This is a genomic window from Marinomonas primoryensis, from assembly GCF_013372285.1.
In the GTDB taxonomy this organism is placed as follows: Bacteria; Pseudomonadota; Gammaproteobacteria; order Pseudomonadales; family Marinomonadaceae; genus Marinomonas; species Marinomonas primoryensis.
The window spans coordinates 2798307-2815730 of sequence record NZ_CP054301.1 but is presented as its reverse complement, the minus strand read 5'-3'; the positions used below and the strand labels follow the sequence as shown (position 1 = coordinate 2815730).

General features: G+C 42.8%; 16 protein-coding genes. 9 read left to right on the top strand and 7 right to left on the bottom strand.

Annotation, left to right across the window (positions count from 1 at the left end):
* Positions 1-51: 51 nt before the first annotated feature.
* Both MP3633_RS13030 and yqfB read left to right on the top strand, forming a co-directional pair.
* Positions 52-663, top strand: a complete 612-nt coding sequence (locus MP3633_RS13030; RefSeq protein WP_176335870.1) for a 3'-5' exonuclease — start codon at positions 52-54, stop codon at positions 661-663.
* On the top strand, positions 650-964 hold the full coding sequence (gene yqfB, locus MP3633_RS13025) for a N(4)-acetylcytidine aminohydrolase (protein ID WP_217909012.1): 315 nt from the start codon (positions 650-652) through the stop codon (positions 962-964). Before MP3633_RS13030 ends, yqfB begins: the two co-directional genes overlap by 14 nt.
* A gap of 422 nt (positions 965-1386) precedes the next feature.
* Here the strand turns inward: yqfB and MP3633_RS13020 are convergent, their stop codons facing one another.
* From MP3633_RS13020 to ppsA, 7 genes are all read right to left on the bottom strand, one after another.
* Positions 1387-2091: a hypothetical protein gene (locus MP3633_RS13020; protein ID WP_176335869.1), complete on the bottom strand. Its 705-nt coding sequence runs from the start codon at positions 2089-2091 to the stop codon at positions 1387-1389.
* A 596-nt stretch (positions 2092-2687) separates the two neighbouring features.
* The gene (locus MP3633_RS13015) at positions 2688-3014 is read right to left on the bottom strand and encodes a type II toxin-antitoxin system RelE/ParE family toxin (protein ID WP_176335868.1); all 327 of its coding nucleotides are present in this window, start codon (positions 3012-3014) and stop codon (positions 2688-2690) included.
* Positions 3014-3289 (bottom strand): type II toxin-antitoxin system Phd/YefM family antitoxin, encoded by a 276-nt coding sequence (locus tag MP3633_RS13010; RefSeq protein WP_112137565.1) that lies wholly within the window; start codon positions 3287-3289, stop codon positions 3014-3016. The genes MP3633_RS13015 and MP3633_RS13010 overlap by 1 nt, the downstream gene beginning before the upstream one ends.
* Positions 3290-3648: 359 nt before the next feature.
* Positions 3649-4086, bottom strand: coding sequence for a hypothetical protein (locus MP3633_RS13005; protein WP_112137567.1), 438 nt, complete (start codon positions 4084-4086; stop codon positions 3649-3651).
* Between the two features lie 138 nt (positions 4087-4224).
* Positions 4225-5886, bottom strand: a complete 1662-nt coding sequence (drt4, locus tag MP3633_RS13000) for an antiviral reverse transcriptase Drt4 (RefSeq protein WP_217909011.1) — start codon at positions 5884-5886, stop codon at positions 4225-4227.
* A 278-nt stretch (positions 5887-6164) separates the two neighbouring features.
* Positions 6165-6593 carry a GNAT family N-acetyltransferase gene (locus tag MP3633_RS12995; RefSeq protein WP_244959637.1) on the bottom strand — a complete coding sequence of 143 codons (429 nt, stop codon included), beginning with the start codon at positions 6591-6593 and terminating at the stop codon, positions 6165-6167.
* Between the two features lie 503 nt (positions 6594-7096).
* A complete protein-coding gene (gene ppsA / locus MP3633_RS12990; RefSeq protein WP_176335866.1) occupies positions 7097-9496 on the bottom strand; it encodes a phosphoenolpyruvate synthase in 2400 nt (799 codons plus the stop codon).
* Positions 9497-9715: 219 nt separating this feature from the next.
* Between ppsA and MP3633_RS12985 the strand changes: the two genes are divergently transcribed.
* The 7 genes from MP3633_RS12985 to MP3633_RS12955 all read left to right on the top strand — a co-directional run bounded on the left by MP3633_RS12985 (position 9716) and on the right by MP3633_RS12955 (position 17421).
* Positions 9716-10519 (top strand): pyruvate, water dikinase regulatory protein, encoded by an 804-nt coding sequence (locus MP3633_RS12985; protein ID WP_112137571.1) that lies wholly within the window; start codon positions 9716-9718, stop codon positions 10517-10519.
* A gap of 408 nt (positions 10520-10927) precedes the next feature.
* Positions 10928-13495: a ribonuclease R gene (gene rnr / locus MP3633_RS12980; protein WP_217909093.1), complete on the top strand. Its 2568-nt coding sequence runs from the start codon at positions 10928-10930 to the stop codon at positions 13493-13495.
* A gap of 53 nt (positions 13496-13548) precedes the next feature.
* Positions 13549-14316, top strand: a complete 768-nt coding sequence (rlmB, locus tag MP3633_RS12975) for a 23S rRNA (guanosine(2251)-2'-O)-methyltransferase RlmB (RefSeq protein WP_112137573.1) — start codon at positions 13549-13551, stop codon at positions 14314-14316.
* 10 nt (positions 14317-14326) lie between these two features.
* Positions 14327-15388 (top strand): nicotinate-nucleotide--dimethylbenzimidazole phosphoribosyltransferase, encoded by a 1062-nt coding sequence (cobT, locus tag MP3633_RS12970; RefSeq protein ID WP_176335864.1) that lies wholly within the window; start codon positions 14327-14329, stop codon positions 15386-15388.
* A gap of 38 nt (positions 15389-15426) precedes the next feature.
* Positions 15427-16197 (top strand): adenosylcobinamide-GDP ribazoletransferase, encoded by a 771-nt coding sequence (locus MP3633_RS12965; protein WP_244959635.1) that lies wholly within the window; start codon positions 15427-15429, stop codon positions 16195-16197.
* On the top strand, positions 16194-16784 hold the full coding sequence (cobC, locus tag MP3633_RS12960) for an alpha-ribazole phosphatase family protein (protein ID WP_176335862.1): 591 nt from the start codon (positions 16194-16196) through the stop codon (positions 16782-16784). Before MP3633_RS12965 ends, cobC begins: the two co-directional genes overlap by 4 nt.
* Positions 16785-16806: 22 nt before the next feature.
* Positions 16807-17421 carry a trimeric intracellular cation channel family protein gene (locus tag MP3633_RS12955; protein ID WP_112141593.1) on the top strand — a complete coding sequence of 205 codons (615 nt, stop codon included), beginning with the start codon at positions 16807-16809 and terminating at the stop codon, positions 17419-17421.
* Positions 17422-17424: the final 3 nt, after the last annotated feature.

The following is a 17424-nucleotide window of genomic DNA, read 5'->3' as shown; positions in this document are numbered from 1 at the left end:
TATTCTCTCCTCGGATTTTGGTCTAAGCATTAACAATTAAAGAGATATGATATGGAACGTCCTACTAAGGAACAGATTCTTGAGTTGCCTTTGTATGTTGGTCTTGATCTTTCAGAGATTAAGATCATTGAAAATGAACAGGATGCTACAGACGCACTAAAAGAACTGGAAAACGAAACGTGCTTGGGATTCGATACGGAAAGCAAACCTATTTTTCGTAAAGGTGAGGTGAGTCCCGGACCTGCGTTAATCCAACTGGCAACGCAATCAAAGGCATTTTTATTTCCAACTCGATTCCCCGCCGCTGTTGCCGCGGTTTCGCAAATATTAAGCAATTCCAATATCCAAAAAGTTGGGTTCGGCCTCAAAGGTGATAATAAAGAGCTGCGCAATAAATTGAATATAGACATAGTCAATACGCAAGATTTATCGGTTACGTTAAAAAATTTAGCCGGAGAAAAAAACAGCATTGGCGCACGAGCCGCTGTTGCCATGGTACTAAAAGCACGTCTAGGAAAAGGCGCTCAAAAATCAAACTGGGGTGCGTATCCACTTAAGAAAAACCAGATTCAGTATGCTGCTAATGATGCCCATTCGGCTATCTGCATTGAACAAACATTGAATCGAAAAATAATAAAAGGAAAGAGCCTTGAGCCTGTCTAAAATAACGTTTTTCGAACGATTCGAAGCCGACATATTATTAGGCAAGAAAACCATCACTATTCGTGATGAAGCAGAAAAAGACTATGCACCAAACAGCGTGGTACAAGTGTCCACCTATGAAAATGATCGATGGTTTTGTGCATTGAAAATCCAATCTGTCGATGCCATCGGATTCAGCCAACTGTCGGAATTTCACGCCCAACAAGAAAACATGACACTGCCAGAACTGAAAAACATCATCCAAGAAATATATCCAGATGTTGAACGCCTGTATGTGATTTCATATGAATTGATTGGTTAGGTTTTTTTATTAAAGCGTCATTACAGGCAACCTACAGAATATGGGGCTTAGTCTCTTCCCTTTCTTCAAGAGGAAGACGGAAGATGGGGTTATTGGTTCTTTTCAAACGCTTTGCATTCCTAACTTTTATACTGGCTTTGCTGTGCGTGTTACCTTTCTAGCTGATTAAAAAATAACCAAATATATTTATTAAGTCGTGCCTCCCTCTATGAAAATATTAAGCCTAAATTTAGGAGCTGCCAAAAGTTTTTTTTAACATAGAGTTCGGTATCAATAACATCATCAGATAAGTGGCTATGCCTCTAGTATTATTTCTATAGGCATAACCACTTCAATTTCATTGAGTCAGATAGCCTTCGTGTTACGAACAATGACCATCTTGTAAAAATAGAAGCTTTCTCAAAATTTTAAAATGATACGCTCTACTGAGATTTTCTATCCGTACCATAAACAACAACATTATCAGTCAAATCTTTCACCCAGTAATAAATTTTCTTATCTTCAATCACGTAATCAATCAGGTATTCATGCTTTGCTTTGTAGTCAACCGATCCAATTTTTAATTGGCGTTTTACAACCATGCCTCCAATAGTGTGAGTACCTTCTGAAAATAATACAGAGTTCAACCCTACGCCAGTCGACATTATTCTAATAGCACTTACTTTTCTATCACCATCCACTTCCCAAATTGACATACCTTTTGATGTATTAACAATCGCTTCATCACCCGTTAGCGATGCTCTATAAATGACTTGTTCTTTAATCGTTTTTGATAAGTTGGCTACCCATCTATTATAGTTTTTATGGATATTTCCATCCTTATACTTAAGGTTTTTACTGCTTTTATAATTGATACTATATTGTTTATCTGAGTAGGAAATTTCAACTACCGCTTCATGGGTTCTTAATTGAAGTGTTGCATCAATTAACCCAGGCTCAATAACCTCACCAGTCCAACCAAGTTTTGCTCCAGCTGCGAGAATTGCCTCTTGAACTTCGATTTGTGTTACATCGGTTATAGAAATATGCTCACTAACAGGCTCATTTTGAAGGTTTAATATAGGTTTTGTACTTGAACACCCCGTTATGACTACTGCCAGTATGATAAAACTTAGAATTTTTTTCATTTTAGATCCCTGTTGATAATTAATATTTTTTAATTAAATTCCTATTTTTGACCATTAAAAATTTACTTTTATTAAGGCCAAAAGCTAAATTGAAACTTTCTCGATGAAAGCTATACAGTAAGGAAGGTTATACAAGCACAATCTCCAAACAGAGATAAAATATCCTATTTGCGGCTTTGTAACCAGAAACGCGTTTCATTATTTAGTATTTTAGATTCATAGCTACTTTTACAAGTCAGTGAATCAAGCGTATGACAGAAAATTCATATCTAATGAATCTGCAATCAAGTCGATTTCACATTGGTAACCCGTTCAGAAAATCAAAAGGGTGGTGGATTTTTCTATCTTTTCGCTTTTTAGAGTAATTATTGAGTAAATGATTCTCTTCACTTTTAACTTATCAGTCAGCGGAGCCTATAAAGACGGGAAGCTTTTCTGTACTGCGCGATCTTATTGCGTTTCAGAGCCAGTTTAACGCTCCCTTCCTAGTAGCAGAAAAACCCATCTATACCTTACTTTCTCAGAGCTTAGTAAATTTAGGGTCAGATGAAGAATTACCCTATTCTTTATCAGACCTTAGCTGACCCATTATATCCTTAGGCTTGGAACAAGCGGCGTTCGAGAAGGGATTGCATATCGCGACGACCATCAGCGATCACCATGACATAAATAGACGACGAGCTAATTCGGTAAATAATGCGGTAGGCTTTGAAATAGATTTCTCGGTATTCACGTAGGCCGACAGCGAGCAACTCATTAGGATAAGTCCCGCGCTCTGGGTTATCGGCAAGGCTTAAAAATGCCTCCTCGATTTTGTCGAGAACGAAATCCGCTTTTTCGCGGATATTATGAGATTCGATATAGTCGTATAGAGCCTCTAGATCGTAAGCGGCATCATCAGTGAGAAATACCTGATAACTCATTAGCGTCTACTGCTCCGATTACGAAGCTTAGCCACAACATCACCAGCAGGCTGAACCTTTCCTTCGTCGACTTGACGCTGGCCCAAAGCCAACATCTTAAGCAGCGCCATAGTTTCTTGGGTTTGCTCATAGCTTTTGATGTCTTGTATAACCGCCTTAGCCTCACCGTTTTGAGTGATCACCATGGGCTGCATGTTAGCAGACAGGTTACGCACGACTTCAGCGGCATGAGCTTTTAAATAGCTAATAGGTTTGATTTGATCTGATAATTTCATAAACACCTCTAATTAAGACCAAATATAGTCTCTAAACAGGTCGTCAGTCAATGAAAGCGGCTTAGATAGGACGGCTGTACTAACACAACTGGGGTGCCTATCCACTGAAAGAAACCAGATTCTTTATGCAGCCATGGCACGCACTAGGCTATTTTTGTGGAGAGGGCGTTTAGTTCATCAACGCTTTAGTTTCTTCCCCTTTCTTCAAGGGGAAGACGGAAGATGGGGTTGATTGGTTTTGTCGGCTTGCGAGAAGATATTTTGAAATGACTCTGAAACGCCATAGGTTCGCGCAATCGGGGTTGCGAGGTGCAGTCGAGTGAATACTTTTGTTAGTATAAGAACGACTTGCATACGATTTATGTCGCGAGCTTTTTCATTGCATTTGATATTTCCTGAGCTACCTTTATGAAAAATAATAAAGTGCAGAAACTCAAAGTGCTCGCGATAATTCCAGCCTGAGTCGAATAGAGAAAAGCTGTTGCGACTACCCCCAACAAAAACGCTAAAAGCCCCAAAAGAAATCCCCATATACAACCATTGTGAAAGAAAGTTTTCTTGAAGTCATCGGTTTTTAATTCACTAACCCATTCAAGAGTCGCCCAGCCACCTAGCGTGGAAATTAAAAAGCAAAAGGTAGCTATTAGAAATGAATAGAATGCCATATCAATGAACACTGCAACCTCTTGTAATGCAATAATAGCGATCATTGCTGTAAACGAAAAACCTGCTAGCAATCCCGAAACAGTTACAGAAATTCCGTAAGATTCACTTTCATCACTGATGTGCTTCAGCATATCTACATCCTTAAAAGTCTAACGCCGCAATAAGCGGTGATTAATCGTTGGCTAAAATAAAACGAAGTGGAACCTAGTAAACAGTTATGAATCCAAAAGTTGAGGTCAGATGAAAATAAATTTTAATTTTCATCTGACCTAAATTGTTCTCTTTTGAATCCTATATTCAGCACACCAAACATCAAATGGCTTATCATTTACATCAGAATCGGTAACTTCCTTTAGCGGCATTTTTCTAAAGGGGTTATTAAGGTAATCGCAGTACTTTTCGCATATTGACAGTTCGTTCTCAGCCGGGAGGAAATTAACCTCGTTATTCTTCATTAGTTCAAAGACGCAGTTATCTCGATATACGTTAATTAAAAGATCTTCCCTATACAGCTGGTACAACAACAACCAGTACTGGTCTTTTTCATATTCGGTCTTACAGACCAAATCATTAGCAAAGCTGATTATTTGATCTCTTAACCCTCCAAGTGAGTATAGACAGAGAAGAGCTATGCAGTCTTCTGATTTATAGACCGACACACATGCTTCTCTACTAGCTTTTAGGTTGTGCTTTTTAAGATAGTAGAGCGGCCACGCCATTCCATCCGACCTATTGTTCTTAGCATTCTCCATGATTATAGCGTTTAGCCTTTCGCTGAAGACTTCGGGGTTAACTGATTCATGTGATATAAGAGAATCCAAGCACGGCAATAGGAGAGGAAAATACCATGCCAAGTTAATTAAATAATCAAGGACTGAAGGGACCGCGCTATTATCGATGAATCCAAGTACGGTTTTTACAGCATACTTCAAAACACTTCCATCGGGAGTCCTTTTGTTGATTATTACAGCCCTGTCAAAATACACCGTCAATTCAGAAAGTAAGTATTTTCGTTTTATGTAAGTCGAGTCGGTAAATAATGAGGGAAGCGACGCGGTTAATTCTGAGACCCAATCGTCCGATATCGGCTCAGGAAGCTCTACGACTTTTGTCTTGTTGATATTTAAATTTAACTTAAAACGATTTAATTGTCGGCCCAATTCCCGAATGAAATTCTGTGAATCTTCGTGAGTAGTACAGTGGCATATATAGTCATCGATATACCTCTTAAAAATAAACCCTTTTATATTTAAAGCATTATCAATATGCCCCAGAATCAGTTCAACTATAATACTCGAGGTAGCAGGGCCAATAGCAATACCTAAAGTCTCATTTCTCTTAGACTTTCTAGTGTATAAATCTAGTTCATCCGTCCAGTGACCCCTTCCTGAATTTCCTTTGGAAAGTTTTATTTTGGACTCATTAAAGCCTAATACTGCCCAAGGGATCGAGTGAGAATAAATACTATGATAGCAGTTAGATATATCAGCATGAACTCTGAACCGCTTCCCAAACCCCTCTAGAGAAGATCTACTAACCTTTGATGACGAATCTTCATAATTCATTATCATTATCCGTCCATCAGCATGTAAGTCAGGCTTTATAATACTGCACTTATTCTCCGATATTACTTTTATTTCTTTCCAGTTATCTGAAATCGTTTTTGCTAAATGGGCGTACGCTTTAGGATGTATAAGGCCTAGCTTCCTAGGAACATTATTATGTCTTGTTAGCGAGTACTCGACTTGATCATAGCCAAGCTTTCGTCTCTCTTTTTCTTCAACACAGGCAACAATTAGCTCGACAATTTCCGGAGTGTATTGCCTCGTAGAAAAACAAGGTGGTAGCTCATTTTCACCTTCTTTTTGATTTGGAAAATAATTTAGCCTAGTAAGCGCCTCATATATGTGGCGCTCTTCATTCATGATCATTCCATTGCACCCTTTCTATATATACTAATTCAGTTTTGAGAATACGCTCATCGGACTCATAACGCCAAGCTCAGCAGCAAATATTGCGGAGAGCATTTTTGTGTGAAATGGAGCTACGCGACATACATAAAAACGAACGTAGCAATATTTGTCAGGTGCAGATTTTTGTTAGGCTTACAGCCTTATTTCACTGAAGTATTGGGGTCAGTTGAAAATAAAGTTTAATTTTTATCTGACCCCAATTGTTCTTTTAGTCCTGCTTGATTGGCTTGGTATGCTTATTTGTACACATCCGGTTGATGTAATTCCATAAATGATTCTGGAGAGTTTAATGCTTTAAAACCAAACTCCTCATACAAGCCATGTGCGTCACTTGTAGCAAGCGCCATACGACGTATACCTTGCAAGTTTGGGTGGTCTATAATGTTTTTCATTATCCACTTACTAATGCCTTTACCGCGATGTTCCTTTAAAACAAAAACATCAGCTAAGTAAGCAAATGTTGCGGAGTCTGTAATCATTCGAGCAAAAGCTACTTGATTTCCTGAATCAGTAAACACACCAAAACATAATGAATTATTTATTGCTGTTTCCATGGTACGTAATGGAATATTTTCAGCCCAATAAGATCTAGAAATATAACCATGAATAACTGAAACATCCATATCATTTGTTTCAGAACTGATTTTATAACCTGAAATCACCATCAACTCCTTTGTCGATATTCTTATCCATTGATACTAAAAGGCTTTCTTATTTCCTACCAGTACAAAACGTGCATGTTGGTTTTATTTATAATAGCTAAACGCGCAACAAAATGATTCGTTGAGAAATGAATTGTATCTCCACCCATAAATTCCGGTTTGACTTTTAACTCAAAAATAGTCAGTTCACAGAGTTTTTGTTAGAAAGTCCAATCTACAAAATACAATGAAAGCTGCGCTTTCAGCGCCGGATTACGCTTCGCTTATCTGGCCTACGAGTCGCACGATAATTCCGCGTTGGGCTAAAGCCCAACCTACAGGAAAGGGGAGGGGACTCAAAAAAAAGCCCCGCAGAGCGGGGCTATAAAACTAGAGAGTGACATACGATAAGGTCACGCGCTGTTGTTACACAGCATTCTGACCCGATGAAGCACTTTTCAATGCGTCATCAAGATGCAGATCGGTTTCAAGGTGAGCCAGTGTTTTAGCTCATCTTAAAAAATGTGTTAAATAACATTTTTATTTAGTGACGCGCTTTTTAGCACTTCATCCAAATGTAACCATGTTTCGATCACGGTATCTGGGTTAAGGGACATACTTTCGATACCTTGAGCCACTAACCAGTCGGCGAAGTCAGCGTGGTCAGATGGGCCTTGGCCACAGATACCAACGTACTTGCCTTGTTCTCGACAGGCGGTGATCGCCATTTTTAGCAGTTTTTTGACGGCAGGATTGCGTTCGTCGAACTTGTCAGCGATCAATCCAGAATCACGGTCTAGCCCTAGCGTCAATTGGGTTAAATCGTTTGAGCCGATAGAGAAGCCGTCGAAGTATTGTAGGAACTCATCCGCCAATAATGCGTTGGATGGTAATTCGCACATCATGATGACTTTTAAATCGTTTTCGCCACGAGCCAAACCTTGTTCTGCTAGAAGCTCGGTGACTTGCTGTGCTTCTTCTAAGGTACGTACAAAAGGAATCATGATTTGTACGTTGGTCAGTCCCATGACGTTACGCACGCGACGGATGGCTTCGCATTCTAAAGCGAAGCAATCGCGGAATGACGCATCTATGTAGCGCGCCGCGCCACGGAAACCAAGCATTGGATTTTCTTCGTCTGGTTCAAACAACGGACCGCCGACAAGGTTGTGGTATTCGTTTGACTTAAAGTCAGACAAACGCACGATCACTGGTTTGTTGGAGAAGGAACACGCCAATGTGGCAACGCCTTCGACGAGTTTATCGACGTAGAATTCTACTGGGCTGTTGTAACCCGCGATTCGGTGGTCGATTTCTTCTTGTAAAGCGGGGGTCATGTCTGCGTAGTTCAATAGTGCTTTCGGGTGAATGCCGATCATGCGGTTGATGATGAATTCTAATCGAGCCAAGCCAATGCCCGCATTGGGAAGCATGGCGAAGTCGAAAGCGCGGTTTGGATTGCCGACGTTCATCATGATTTTGACCGGTAGCTCTGGCATGTTGCCGACTTCAGAGGTGATGATGTCGAATGGTAATTCGCCTTGATAAACAAAGCCCATGTCACCTTGTGCACAAGAGACGGTCACGCTTTGTCCATCTTTTAACACGTCTGTCGCGTCGCCACAGCCAACCACAGCCGGAATGCCGAGTTCGCGTGCAATGATGGCCGCGTGACAAGTGCGTCCGCCACGATTGGTGACAATCGCAGAAGCGCGCTTCATGATCGGTTCCCAATCTGGGTCGGTAATATCGGTTACTAATATATCGCCTGGTTCAATACGATCCATTTCGGCAATAGAAGACAACACTTTGACTTTCCCTGTGCCGATCTTGTGACCAATGGCGCGACCAGTGATCATTACGCTAGATGTTTGTTTTAGGTTGTAACGCTCCATGCTTTGGGCGTTGCCTTGGCTGCGTACGGTTTCTGGTCGAGCCTGAACAATGTAGATCTTGCCGTCGATGCCATCTTTTGCCCATTCAATGTCCATCGGACGTTGGTAATGGCTTTCGATGATGCATGCTTGGCGAGCAAGGTCTTCAATCTCATCATTGGTGAGTGCGAAACGATTTTGATCATCTAAAGCAACAGGCACGATTTTGACAAATTCGTCATCGCCGCCGACTTCGGCGTATTCCATTTTTTGTGCTTTGCTGCCTAGGCTCTTACGGACAACGGCAGGGCGGTTCGCTGCTAGTGTTGGCTTGTGAACGTAGTATTCATCTGGATTGACTGTACCTTGTACAACCATTTCGCCTAAACCGTACGCTGCCGTGATGAAAACGACTTCGTCAAAACCAGATTCTGTGTCTAGGGTGAAAAGGACGCCGGAAGCGCCAATATCACTGCGCACCATTTTTTGAATACCTGCGGACAAAGACACGCCTTGGTGTTCGAAGCCTTGGTGTACACGGTATGAAATAGCGCGGTCGTTAAAGAGTGATGCAAAAACGCGTTTGACGGAGGCTTTGATGTCTGCCAACCCTTTGACGTTTAGGTAGGTTTCTTGCTGACCAGCGAAAGAAGCGTCTGGTAAATCTTCTGCTGTCGCGGATGAACGAACAGCGAACGAAGTGTCGTCGGCATTGTCTTCACATAAAACGGCGAAAGCGGCTTCTATTTCTTGGTCAAATTCAGCAGAGAAGGTAGCGTCTTCAATCCATTGGCGAATTTGTGCGCCAGTTTTTGCAAGAGCGTGAACGTCGTCTACGTCCAACGCGCCGAGTGCTTGGTGGATTTTTTCGTCTAGGCCACTTTCTGTTATAAACGTTTGATAAGCGTAGGAAGTAGTTGCGAAACCGTTTGGTACTTGGATACCTAGGTCTGTCAGGTTAGAAATCATTTCTCCCAAAGAGGCATTTTTGCCGCCAACTTCACCGACATCTTCCATATGAAGATCTTTAAACCACTTAATAAACTTGCTCACAAGAGACTCCAGTTTTTTTATAAATTAATAGTAGGAATAGTTTTATAGCCAGTTTCTTTTTACATCAGGTCTTAGCGCTTCAGGTGCTTGTCAAAGCACTTGATCTGGGTTCATTGTATGTAGGGTAGTTGCTTTGAATAAAATCGATTATTCGATGTAGTTTTATTTCAATCGAAAAAACGAATGTCGTTAGATAACAACAAAATGGGTGGAAATTGAATGAAAGTGTATTTTGTCTCAGATGGGACTGCGATCACGGCAGAGGTGTTTGGCTCGGCGATGTTGTCGTTTTTTGATGTGGCAGTAGAAACAAAAAGCGTGCCTTTTTTGACCACTAAAGATCAGGCTGAAGGATTAAAGCAGCAGATTAATTTGGAAGTGCAGCAAGGCATTGCGCTGTTGGTTTTTTATACTATTTCAGACATGGCCATTCGAGATATTGTCCAATCTTGTGATTGTCACTGTTACAATTTATTTGGCGATTTACTACTGCCTATCGAAAAAGCGTTAGGGGTTAAAGCACAACCCACTGCGCGAAAAGCACATGGTATGAAAGAAGGGGTTTATGATGGGCGTATAGACGCCATCAACTATGCGCTGGCAAACGATGACGGCGCATCCATCAAAAATTTCGATCAAGCGGACATTATTTTACTGGGTGTTTCTCGTTCTGGAAAAACACCGACCAGTTTGTATTTGGCCATGCAGTACGGTATTAAAGCGGCAAACTACCCGATTACCGAAGATGATTTTTCTTCTCCGGGTTTGCCTAAAGTGTTAAAAGACCACAAGAAAAAACTGTTTGGATTAACCATAGACGCTCAGCGTTTGCATGAAATTCGCACGGGTCGTATGGCGGCGAGTAAATACGCGTCTTCTCGTCAATGTCGTTATGAGGTAGACGAAGTTGAGTCCTTGTATCGCCAAGAACGCATTCCTTTTTTGAATTCGACAAAACTGTCTGTGGAAGAAATTTCCACCAAAGTGATGGCGGAAATGAATTTGGTGCGTCACAGACAGTAAAATAGACCTGCTAAACAATCGAATAATCCGATGTATTGACGCTTTAGTGTGGAAATATAGACAAAAAAGTAATGAAAAAATCTGGTTTAGGCCAAAAACGCATGATGGGTATGAAGAAAAGAGCCCTAATATCGAACCATAATGACAATTTGTTGTGTAATTACGAAAATTCTCCAAAGAGAGTGTGCAGATAATGTTAAGAGCGGTGCTAACTTGGAGAGTATTTAGTGAATATGCTCTATAATGACGATTAATTGAACGTATTAGCGACTTGGCTCACGTGACAACCGAGTGCTGCAACCGTTCTGAATAGTAAGATGTTCATATTTCTACTTTATAAAAGGGCGTCTTATTAAAAAAACCAAGGATAAAAATACATTGAGTAATAAAAAAATTAACGACCCTCACATGCAGCGCGAAGCGTCTAAGTACGACAACCCGGTACCAAGCCGTGAATTCATTCTAGAGTTTCTTGCAACCCAAAATAAAAGCATGGGCCACTTTGACCTATGCACTGCATTTTCGCTGACTGGCGAAGATGAAATAGAAGCCCTCCGTCGTCGTCTCATTGCTATGTGTCGAGACAGCCAGCTAACCAGCAACCAAAATGATGAATACACGCCGATTTTGGAAAGTGACTTAATAGAAGGTTACGTTCAAGGCAATAAAGAAGGTCATGGTTTCTTGTTACGTCAAAACGATGACGATATTTTCCTATCTTTTCGTCAAATGCAGAACGTGATGGACGGCGATAAAATAAAAGCACGTCTTTCTGGCCGCAGTGTTAAAGGCCGTTTAGATGGTGTTGTCGTTGAAGTGCTAGAACGTAAGCATACCCAAATGGTTGGTCGCTATTACCTAGAAAAAAATGGTCAAGAAAGCGGCACCGCGTTTGTAACACCAGAAAATCCTCGTATTGCGCAAGACATTCAAATCACGACAGATTCCGGTTTAACGCCAAAACACGGTCAGTATGTTTTGGCTGAAATTGTGTCTTATGCGGAACGTGGCAAACCAGCGCAAGGTCTTGTTAAGAAAATTCTCGGTGACTTTATGGCGCCGGGTGTTGAAATTGAAGTGGCGATGCATCGTTACGAGATTCCTAACGAATGGCCGGCGGCGGTTGAGAAGCAAGCCAAGAGCTTCACCGCAGAAGTATCAGAAGAAGACAAAGCACATCGAGTGGATCTTCGAGAGACACCTTTTGTTACGATCGATGGCGAAGACGCGCGCGACTTTGATGATGCCGTATATTGTGAGAAAACCGCTGGTGGATGGAAGTTATTTGTCGCCATCGCCGATGTTTCCCATTATGTGAAAAAAGACTCAGCCTTGGATGAAGAGGCCATTGTTCGTGGTAACTCTGTTTACTTCCCGGGTAAAGTGATTCCGATGTTGCCGGAAGTCTTGTCGAACGGTTTGTGTTCCCTTAATCCAGATGTTGACCGTTTGGCGATGGTGGCAGAAATTTCGTTGACCACGAAAGGCAAGATGCGTGGCTTTAAATTCTATGAAGGCCTGATTCGCTCTCACGCTCGTTTGACCTATTCTAAGGTCGCGAAAATGATCGCTGCAGAGCCAGAGGAGCAAGGAATAGAGCTACGCGAGCGTTATGCTTCTATTGTTTCTCATATTGATGACTTGAACGGTCTGTATCACACGCTAAAAGGTGCCCGTGATGAACGTGGTGCAATGGAGTTTGATACCGTTGAAACCCGTATGGTGTTCGATGAAAACTCCAAGATAGAGCATATTATTCCCGTTGAGCGTAACGATGCTCATAAATTGATTGAAGAGTGTATGTTGTGCGCCAACGTGGCGACGGCAGAGCTATTGATCAAGGCAGACTTGCCGGCTTTGTTCCGTGTGCATGAAGGTCCAAAAGAAGATCGTTTGTTAACGCTGCGAACTTACTTAGGTTTGCTAGGGTTGGAGCTGATGGGTGGTTTGAAGCCAACCCCAGACGATTACGCAAAACTGGCAGAACAGTTAAAAGGTCGTGCGGATTCCCGTAGCATTCAAACCATGATGTTGCGTTCTATGTCCCAAGCGGTTTATCAAGCAGATAACTTAGGCCACTTTGGTTTGAATTACGACGCTTATACTCACTTTACGTCGCCTATTCGCCGTTATCCTGATTTGTTAGTGCATCGTGCGATTCGTTATTTGATTCGTGGTGAAGGCCGCCCAGATGTGCGTCAGGCGCATCGTGTAGCGGGAAGTCTTGAGCTTAAAGAGCGTAAAATTTACGGTTACGATCATGCGGATATGGATGGCTTTGGTGATTCTTGTTCTGTGACAGAGCGCCGTGCCGATGAGGCAACGCGTGACGTAGAGGCTTGGTTGAAATGTCAGTATGTTGAGCAACATCTTGGCGAACCTTTCGTTGGAATTGTGACCGCGGTGACCTCGTTTGGTTTGTTCGTTGAGCTACAAGGTTTATTTGTCGATGGTTTGGTGCATATTTCAGGGCTTGGGCAAGATTACTTTGTTCACGATATGGAGCATCAAGCGATTATTGGCGAGCGTACAGGTCGTGTATTCCGTTTAGGCGATACATTGAAAGTCACTGTGGCCAGTGTGAATCTTGAGCAGCGTAAGATCGATTTAAGCTTGGATGATGCGGGCGCATCGCCATCGCGTCCTCGTAAAAAGGTAGAGCGCAACGACAGTACCGAGCTGGAAATGCAATTGGCTCAGTTGCCTCCGATTGAATTGGGTGGACGACCTAAACCTAAAGCGGCTAAAAAAGCAGATGTTAAAGGTGAGAAAACCACTAAAGACGCTAAAGAGTCAGATGGCAAAGCCAAGAAAAAGCGCCGTCCTCCTGTTTCTAAGGGTAAGCGTATTAGGCAGAAGAAATCGGCGTCGGCAGCCGCTGCAGCAAGTGGTAAACCGGCCAGCGCGGCGGCCAAAAAGCCTAAAAAACCGAAGAAACCAAAAAAGAACAATGCCAAGCCAAAAGCGAAAGATTGATTTAGCGTTTTTGAGTGACAGATTTTTTGAATTTATAGAGTAAAACGTAAAGCATGTCAGATTTAGAATGGATATTCGGCATTCATGCCGTGGAAAACGCGTTGACCCAACAGCCAGAGCGTGTGAAAGAAGTGCGCTTTCAAGAAGGTCGTGACGATAAGAAAAATCAGCGATTGGTACAGCTTTGTAAAACCAGCAAAGTGAACTACAGCGTGGTGCCTCGTAAAGAGTTAGACCAGTTGTTCACTAAGAACAAAGACCGTGTCGTACACCAAGGTGTAGTGGCTTATACCACGATGACGAAAGCGGGTAACGAAGCTGACTTACATACCCTTGTTGCTGGTTTGGATGAAACACCTCTGATTATCATTTTGGATGGTGTGACCGATCCGCATAACTTAGGCGCTTGTTTACGAAGTGCCGATGCGGCGGGTGCTCATGCGGTAGTGATGCCAAAAGACAACTCAGCACCATTAAATGCCACGGTAAGCAAAGTAGCCTGTGGTGCAGCGGAAAGCATGCCTGTTTATGCGGTTACCAACCTTGCTCGTACGATGAAAAAGTTACAAGACCAAGGTGTTTGGATCTTTGGTACGGCAGGTGAAGCGACACAAACGATTTACGAGCAAGACTTGTCCATTCCTACGGCGATTGTGATGGGCGCGGAAGGCGACGGCATGCGTCGCTTAACTCGCGAGCAATGCGATTATTTGGTGAAATTGCCAATGGCTGGTGTGGTTTCTAGTTTGAATGTGTCGGTAGCGACTGGCATTTGCTTGTTCGAAGCCGTACGTCAGCGTGCTGTCAAAGCAAAAGGGTAAGGGGTAAGGCGTGTTTAAGCAGTTTACTATTCAAGCGCCATTAACTGCGATTGAAGCCGAATTACAGCAGAAAATTGATGGCAAAACCAAACCCTTAGGGGCGTTGGGTGAATTGGAAAATATCGCTTTTCAGCTGGGTCGTATTCAGCAAACGTCCACACCTAATGTGTCGAACGCTAAGATGGTCGTTTTTGCGGCAGATCATGGCGTGGTGGCTCAAGGTATCAGTTTGTTTCCTCAGGAAGTTACACCGCAAATGGTGATGAATTTCTTGATGGGCGGTGCGGCGGTCAGTGTGTTTTGTGAACAGCATCATGTGCCTTTACGAGTGGTCGATGTAGGTGTGAATGCGGAGCTTGATGAACATCCATTATTGGGTGATCGCAAGGTCGCGTTTGCTTCCAAAGATTTCAGCCAAGAGGCGGCCATGTCCGCTGAACAGGTTGCACAATCGATACAAGCCGGTGTCGACGAAGCGGATCTTGCTATTGATGATGGTGCGAATTTGTTGATGTTTGGTGAGATGGGCATAGGTAATACCTGTGTCTCTTCTTGCATGATGACGGCGCTAATAGGCGTTAGCGCGACGGACAGTACAGGACGTGGGACCGGATTAGATTCTGCTGGTGTGTCTCATAAAGCGCAGATAATCGAGCAGTCATTACGTCGTGCAGAACTCGCAACCGGTCAAGTAATGTCTGAGTGGAGTGCGCAAACGCTGGCAGAACAAGTTGGTGGTTTTGAAATTCTGGCGATGGCTGGCGCTATGTTGCAATCAGCACAACGTCAGACAGCGTTTGTTGTTGATGGTTTTATTTGCTCTGTTGCTTTGTTGTTTGCTCAAAAAGTAGTACCTAATGTGCGCGAATACGCCATTTTTGCTCATCAGTCGAATGAGAAAGCACATAAAATGTTGTTGAGTCACTTAAGCGCGGAACCCATTTTGTCCTTGGATTTACGCTTGGGGGAAGGTTCTGGTGCAATTCTAGCGTATCCCCTTATTAAGAGTGCCTGTATTTTTCTGAAAAACATGGCGAGCTTTGAAAGTGCAGGCGTTAGCGATTCTAAATAACATGGTGATTACTTGGGGTAAGCATGAAAGGCATGATAATGAGTCCTTATTGGCAAGGCTTTAAACGAAGCCTTGTTACCTATACTCGAATTCCATTAAAAGTGGATTGGAGCGATGACATAAAGCACACCCCAGCGGTGTGCTTTTTACCATGGATTGGTGTAGTTGTTGCCTTACTAAGCGCTTGGCCGTTGTGGTTTGATTGGTCTTCGCCTTTGCAGGCGTTACTGATGTTACTGACATCGGTATTGCTGACCGGTGGGTTTCATGAAGATGGCCTGATGGACAGTTGTGATGGTTTGGTTGGCGGCTGGGACAAAGAGCAGCGCTTGTCGATCATGAAAGATTCGCGTATCGGCAGCTACGCGGCCTTGTCTATTTGGTTTTCTCTGTCGCTAAAGTGGCTGTTGCTTAGTGAACTTTTGGCTATTATCCCCGCGTCTTTTTTAGGTTTTATTTATACCTTGGCTGCTTGGTGTGCTGTGCATGTGATGGCCAGAGTGATACCGCTTGTACTGATGAACAGTTTAGATTATGTGACGGTGGAGCAAAGTAAAGCGTCCAGTATGATTGCAACATTGACCTCGAGTCAGTGGGGCATCGCATTGGCACCTTGTCTACTTTTTGGTTTGTTGGCGTTTAATGTCTTTGACTTAATCATCACGCTGATGTTTGCCGCTGGTTTAGTCTTTTTGTTGCGTGTTTATTTACGTAAGAAAATAGAGGGGTTTAATGGCGATACCTTGGGGGCTGGTGAGCAAATTGGTGAGATTTTTATCATCTTATGTTTGCTGGTGTCTTATTCGTGAAGCTGTATCTGATACGCCATCCACGGCCGGATGTGAAAAAAGGTTTGTGCTATGGCGACATGGATGTGCCTCTTGCCGAAGGCTGGGAAGCTGGCGCTCATGCGTTAAAAAAGGCCTTATCGATCAAGTTTGATACGCCCTCTAGTATTAGTTATCACAGCCCATTGAGTCGCGCCGCGAGACTGGCGGATTTTATTACTGAGGGTCGTTCTGTGTCAGTTGATGCGTTAAAGGAATTGGATTTTGGGGATTGGGAAGGCTTGTGTTGGCAAGACATTCCAAAGTCTGAAATTGATTGTTGGGCGGACGATATTGTTCACGCCACGCCGTATAATGGCGAATCGTTACAGGTTGTAGCGGATCGTGTTTGGCAATGGTGGTTGTCGGTCAGAGAGACCTCTGCCGAGCACGTCGTAGTGACGGCGCATTCAGGTGTCATAAAAGTGTTCGTCAGCTTGCTTTGCCAATGGCCTTTGGCTCAATGTCACCGTATTGATGTGGGGTTCAGTAGTTTGACTGAATTTTCAGTCCAAGGCGATTTTGTGGTATTAAAGCGTTTGGGTGCTGGTGACTGGGTTTCTGCTTAGTTTTTTTGAGAAAATATTAAAAATGTTACTATATTTTTTGGGTATGTTTGGGATAGCTGCGTTTGCTATCACCGGGGTTATTTCGTCTGGTAAAAAAGACATGGATCTTTTTAGCGTGGTGTTTCTGGGGATGGTGACGTCTCTGGGTGGCGGTACGATACGAGACACTGTGCTATCGGTTGAGGCTGTGTATTGGGTAAAAGATACATCGTACCTGTGGGTGGCTTTTTTGTCTTCAGTACTGGCCTTTTTTACCGTGCGATTTATTGATGACAAAAAAGCCGTTTTTCATTATGCCGACTCGTTTGGTTTAGCCTTGTTTACTGTGGTAGCGACGGAAAAGGTCTTGAATCTAGGTTTTTCGCCAATGATTGCCATCACCATGGGTATTATTACCGGTGTGGCGGGAGGCATTATTCGTGATGTATTAAGCCACCGTCCGCCTTTGGTATTAGGTCGAGAGTTTTATGCAACGCCGGCTTTTTTAGGGGCTTTGTTATTAGTACTACTTGAAAAAAATATACCGGTACATGAGTTTAACTCGATTTACGCTGTGGCTTTAGTCTTTATACTAAGGGTGTTTGCGATACATAAAGACTTATATTACCCAAGCTGGTTACTCTACAAAAAGAGATAGATT

Bases quoted from the DNA above. Each gene is read 5' to 3' on its own strand.
- MP3633_RS13030 (WP_176335870.1), top strand. From the start codon at position 52: ATGGAACGTCCTACTAAGGAACAGATTCTTGAGTTGCCTTTGTATGTT.
- MP3633_RS13020 (WP_176335869.1), bottom strand. From the start codon at position 2,091: ATGAAAAAAATTCTAAGTTTTATCATACTGGCAGTAGTCATAACGGGG.
- MP3633_RS13015 (WP_176335868.1), bottom strand. From the start codon at position 3,014: ATGAGTTATCAGGTATTTCTCACTGATGATGCCGCTTACGATCTAGAG.
- MP3633_RS13010 (WP_112137565.1), bottom strand. From the start codon at position 3,289: ATGAAATTATCAGATCAAATCAAACCTATTAGCTATTTAAAAGCTCAT.
- MP3633_RS13005 (WP_112137567.1), bottom strand. From the start codon at position 4,086: ATGCTGAAGCACATCAGTGATGAAAGTGAATCTTACGGAATTTCTGTA.
- drt4 (WP_217909011.1), bottom strand. From the start codon at position 5,886: ATGATCATGAATGAAGAGCGCCACATATATGAGGCGCTTACTAGGCTA.
- MP3633_RS12995 (WP_244959637.1), bottom strand. From the start codon at position 6,593: ATGGTGATTTCAGGTTATAAAATCAGTTCTGAAACAAATGATATGGAT.
- MP3633_RS12985 (WP_112137571.1), top strand. From the start codon at position 9,716: ATGAAAGTGTATTTTGTCTCAGATGGGACTGCGATCACGGCAGAGGTG.
- rnr (WP_217909093.1), top strand. From the start codon at position 10,928: ATGCAGCGCGAAGCGTCTAAGTACGACAACCCGGTACCAAGCCGTGAA.
- rlmB (WP_112137573.1), top strand. From the start codon at position 13,549: ATGTCAGATTTAGAATGGATATTCGGCATTCATGCCGTGGAAAACGCG.
- MP3633_RS12965 (WP_244959635.1), top strand. From the start codon at position 15,427: ATGAGTCCTTATTGGCAAGGCTTTAAACGAAGCCTTGTTACCTATACT.
- MP3633_RS12955 (WP_112141593.1), top strand. From the start codon at position 16,807: ATGTTACTATATTTTTTGGGTATGTTTGGGATAGCTGCGTTTGCTATC.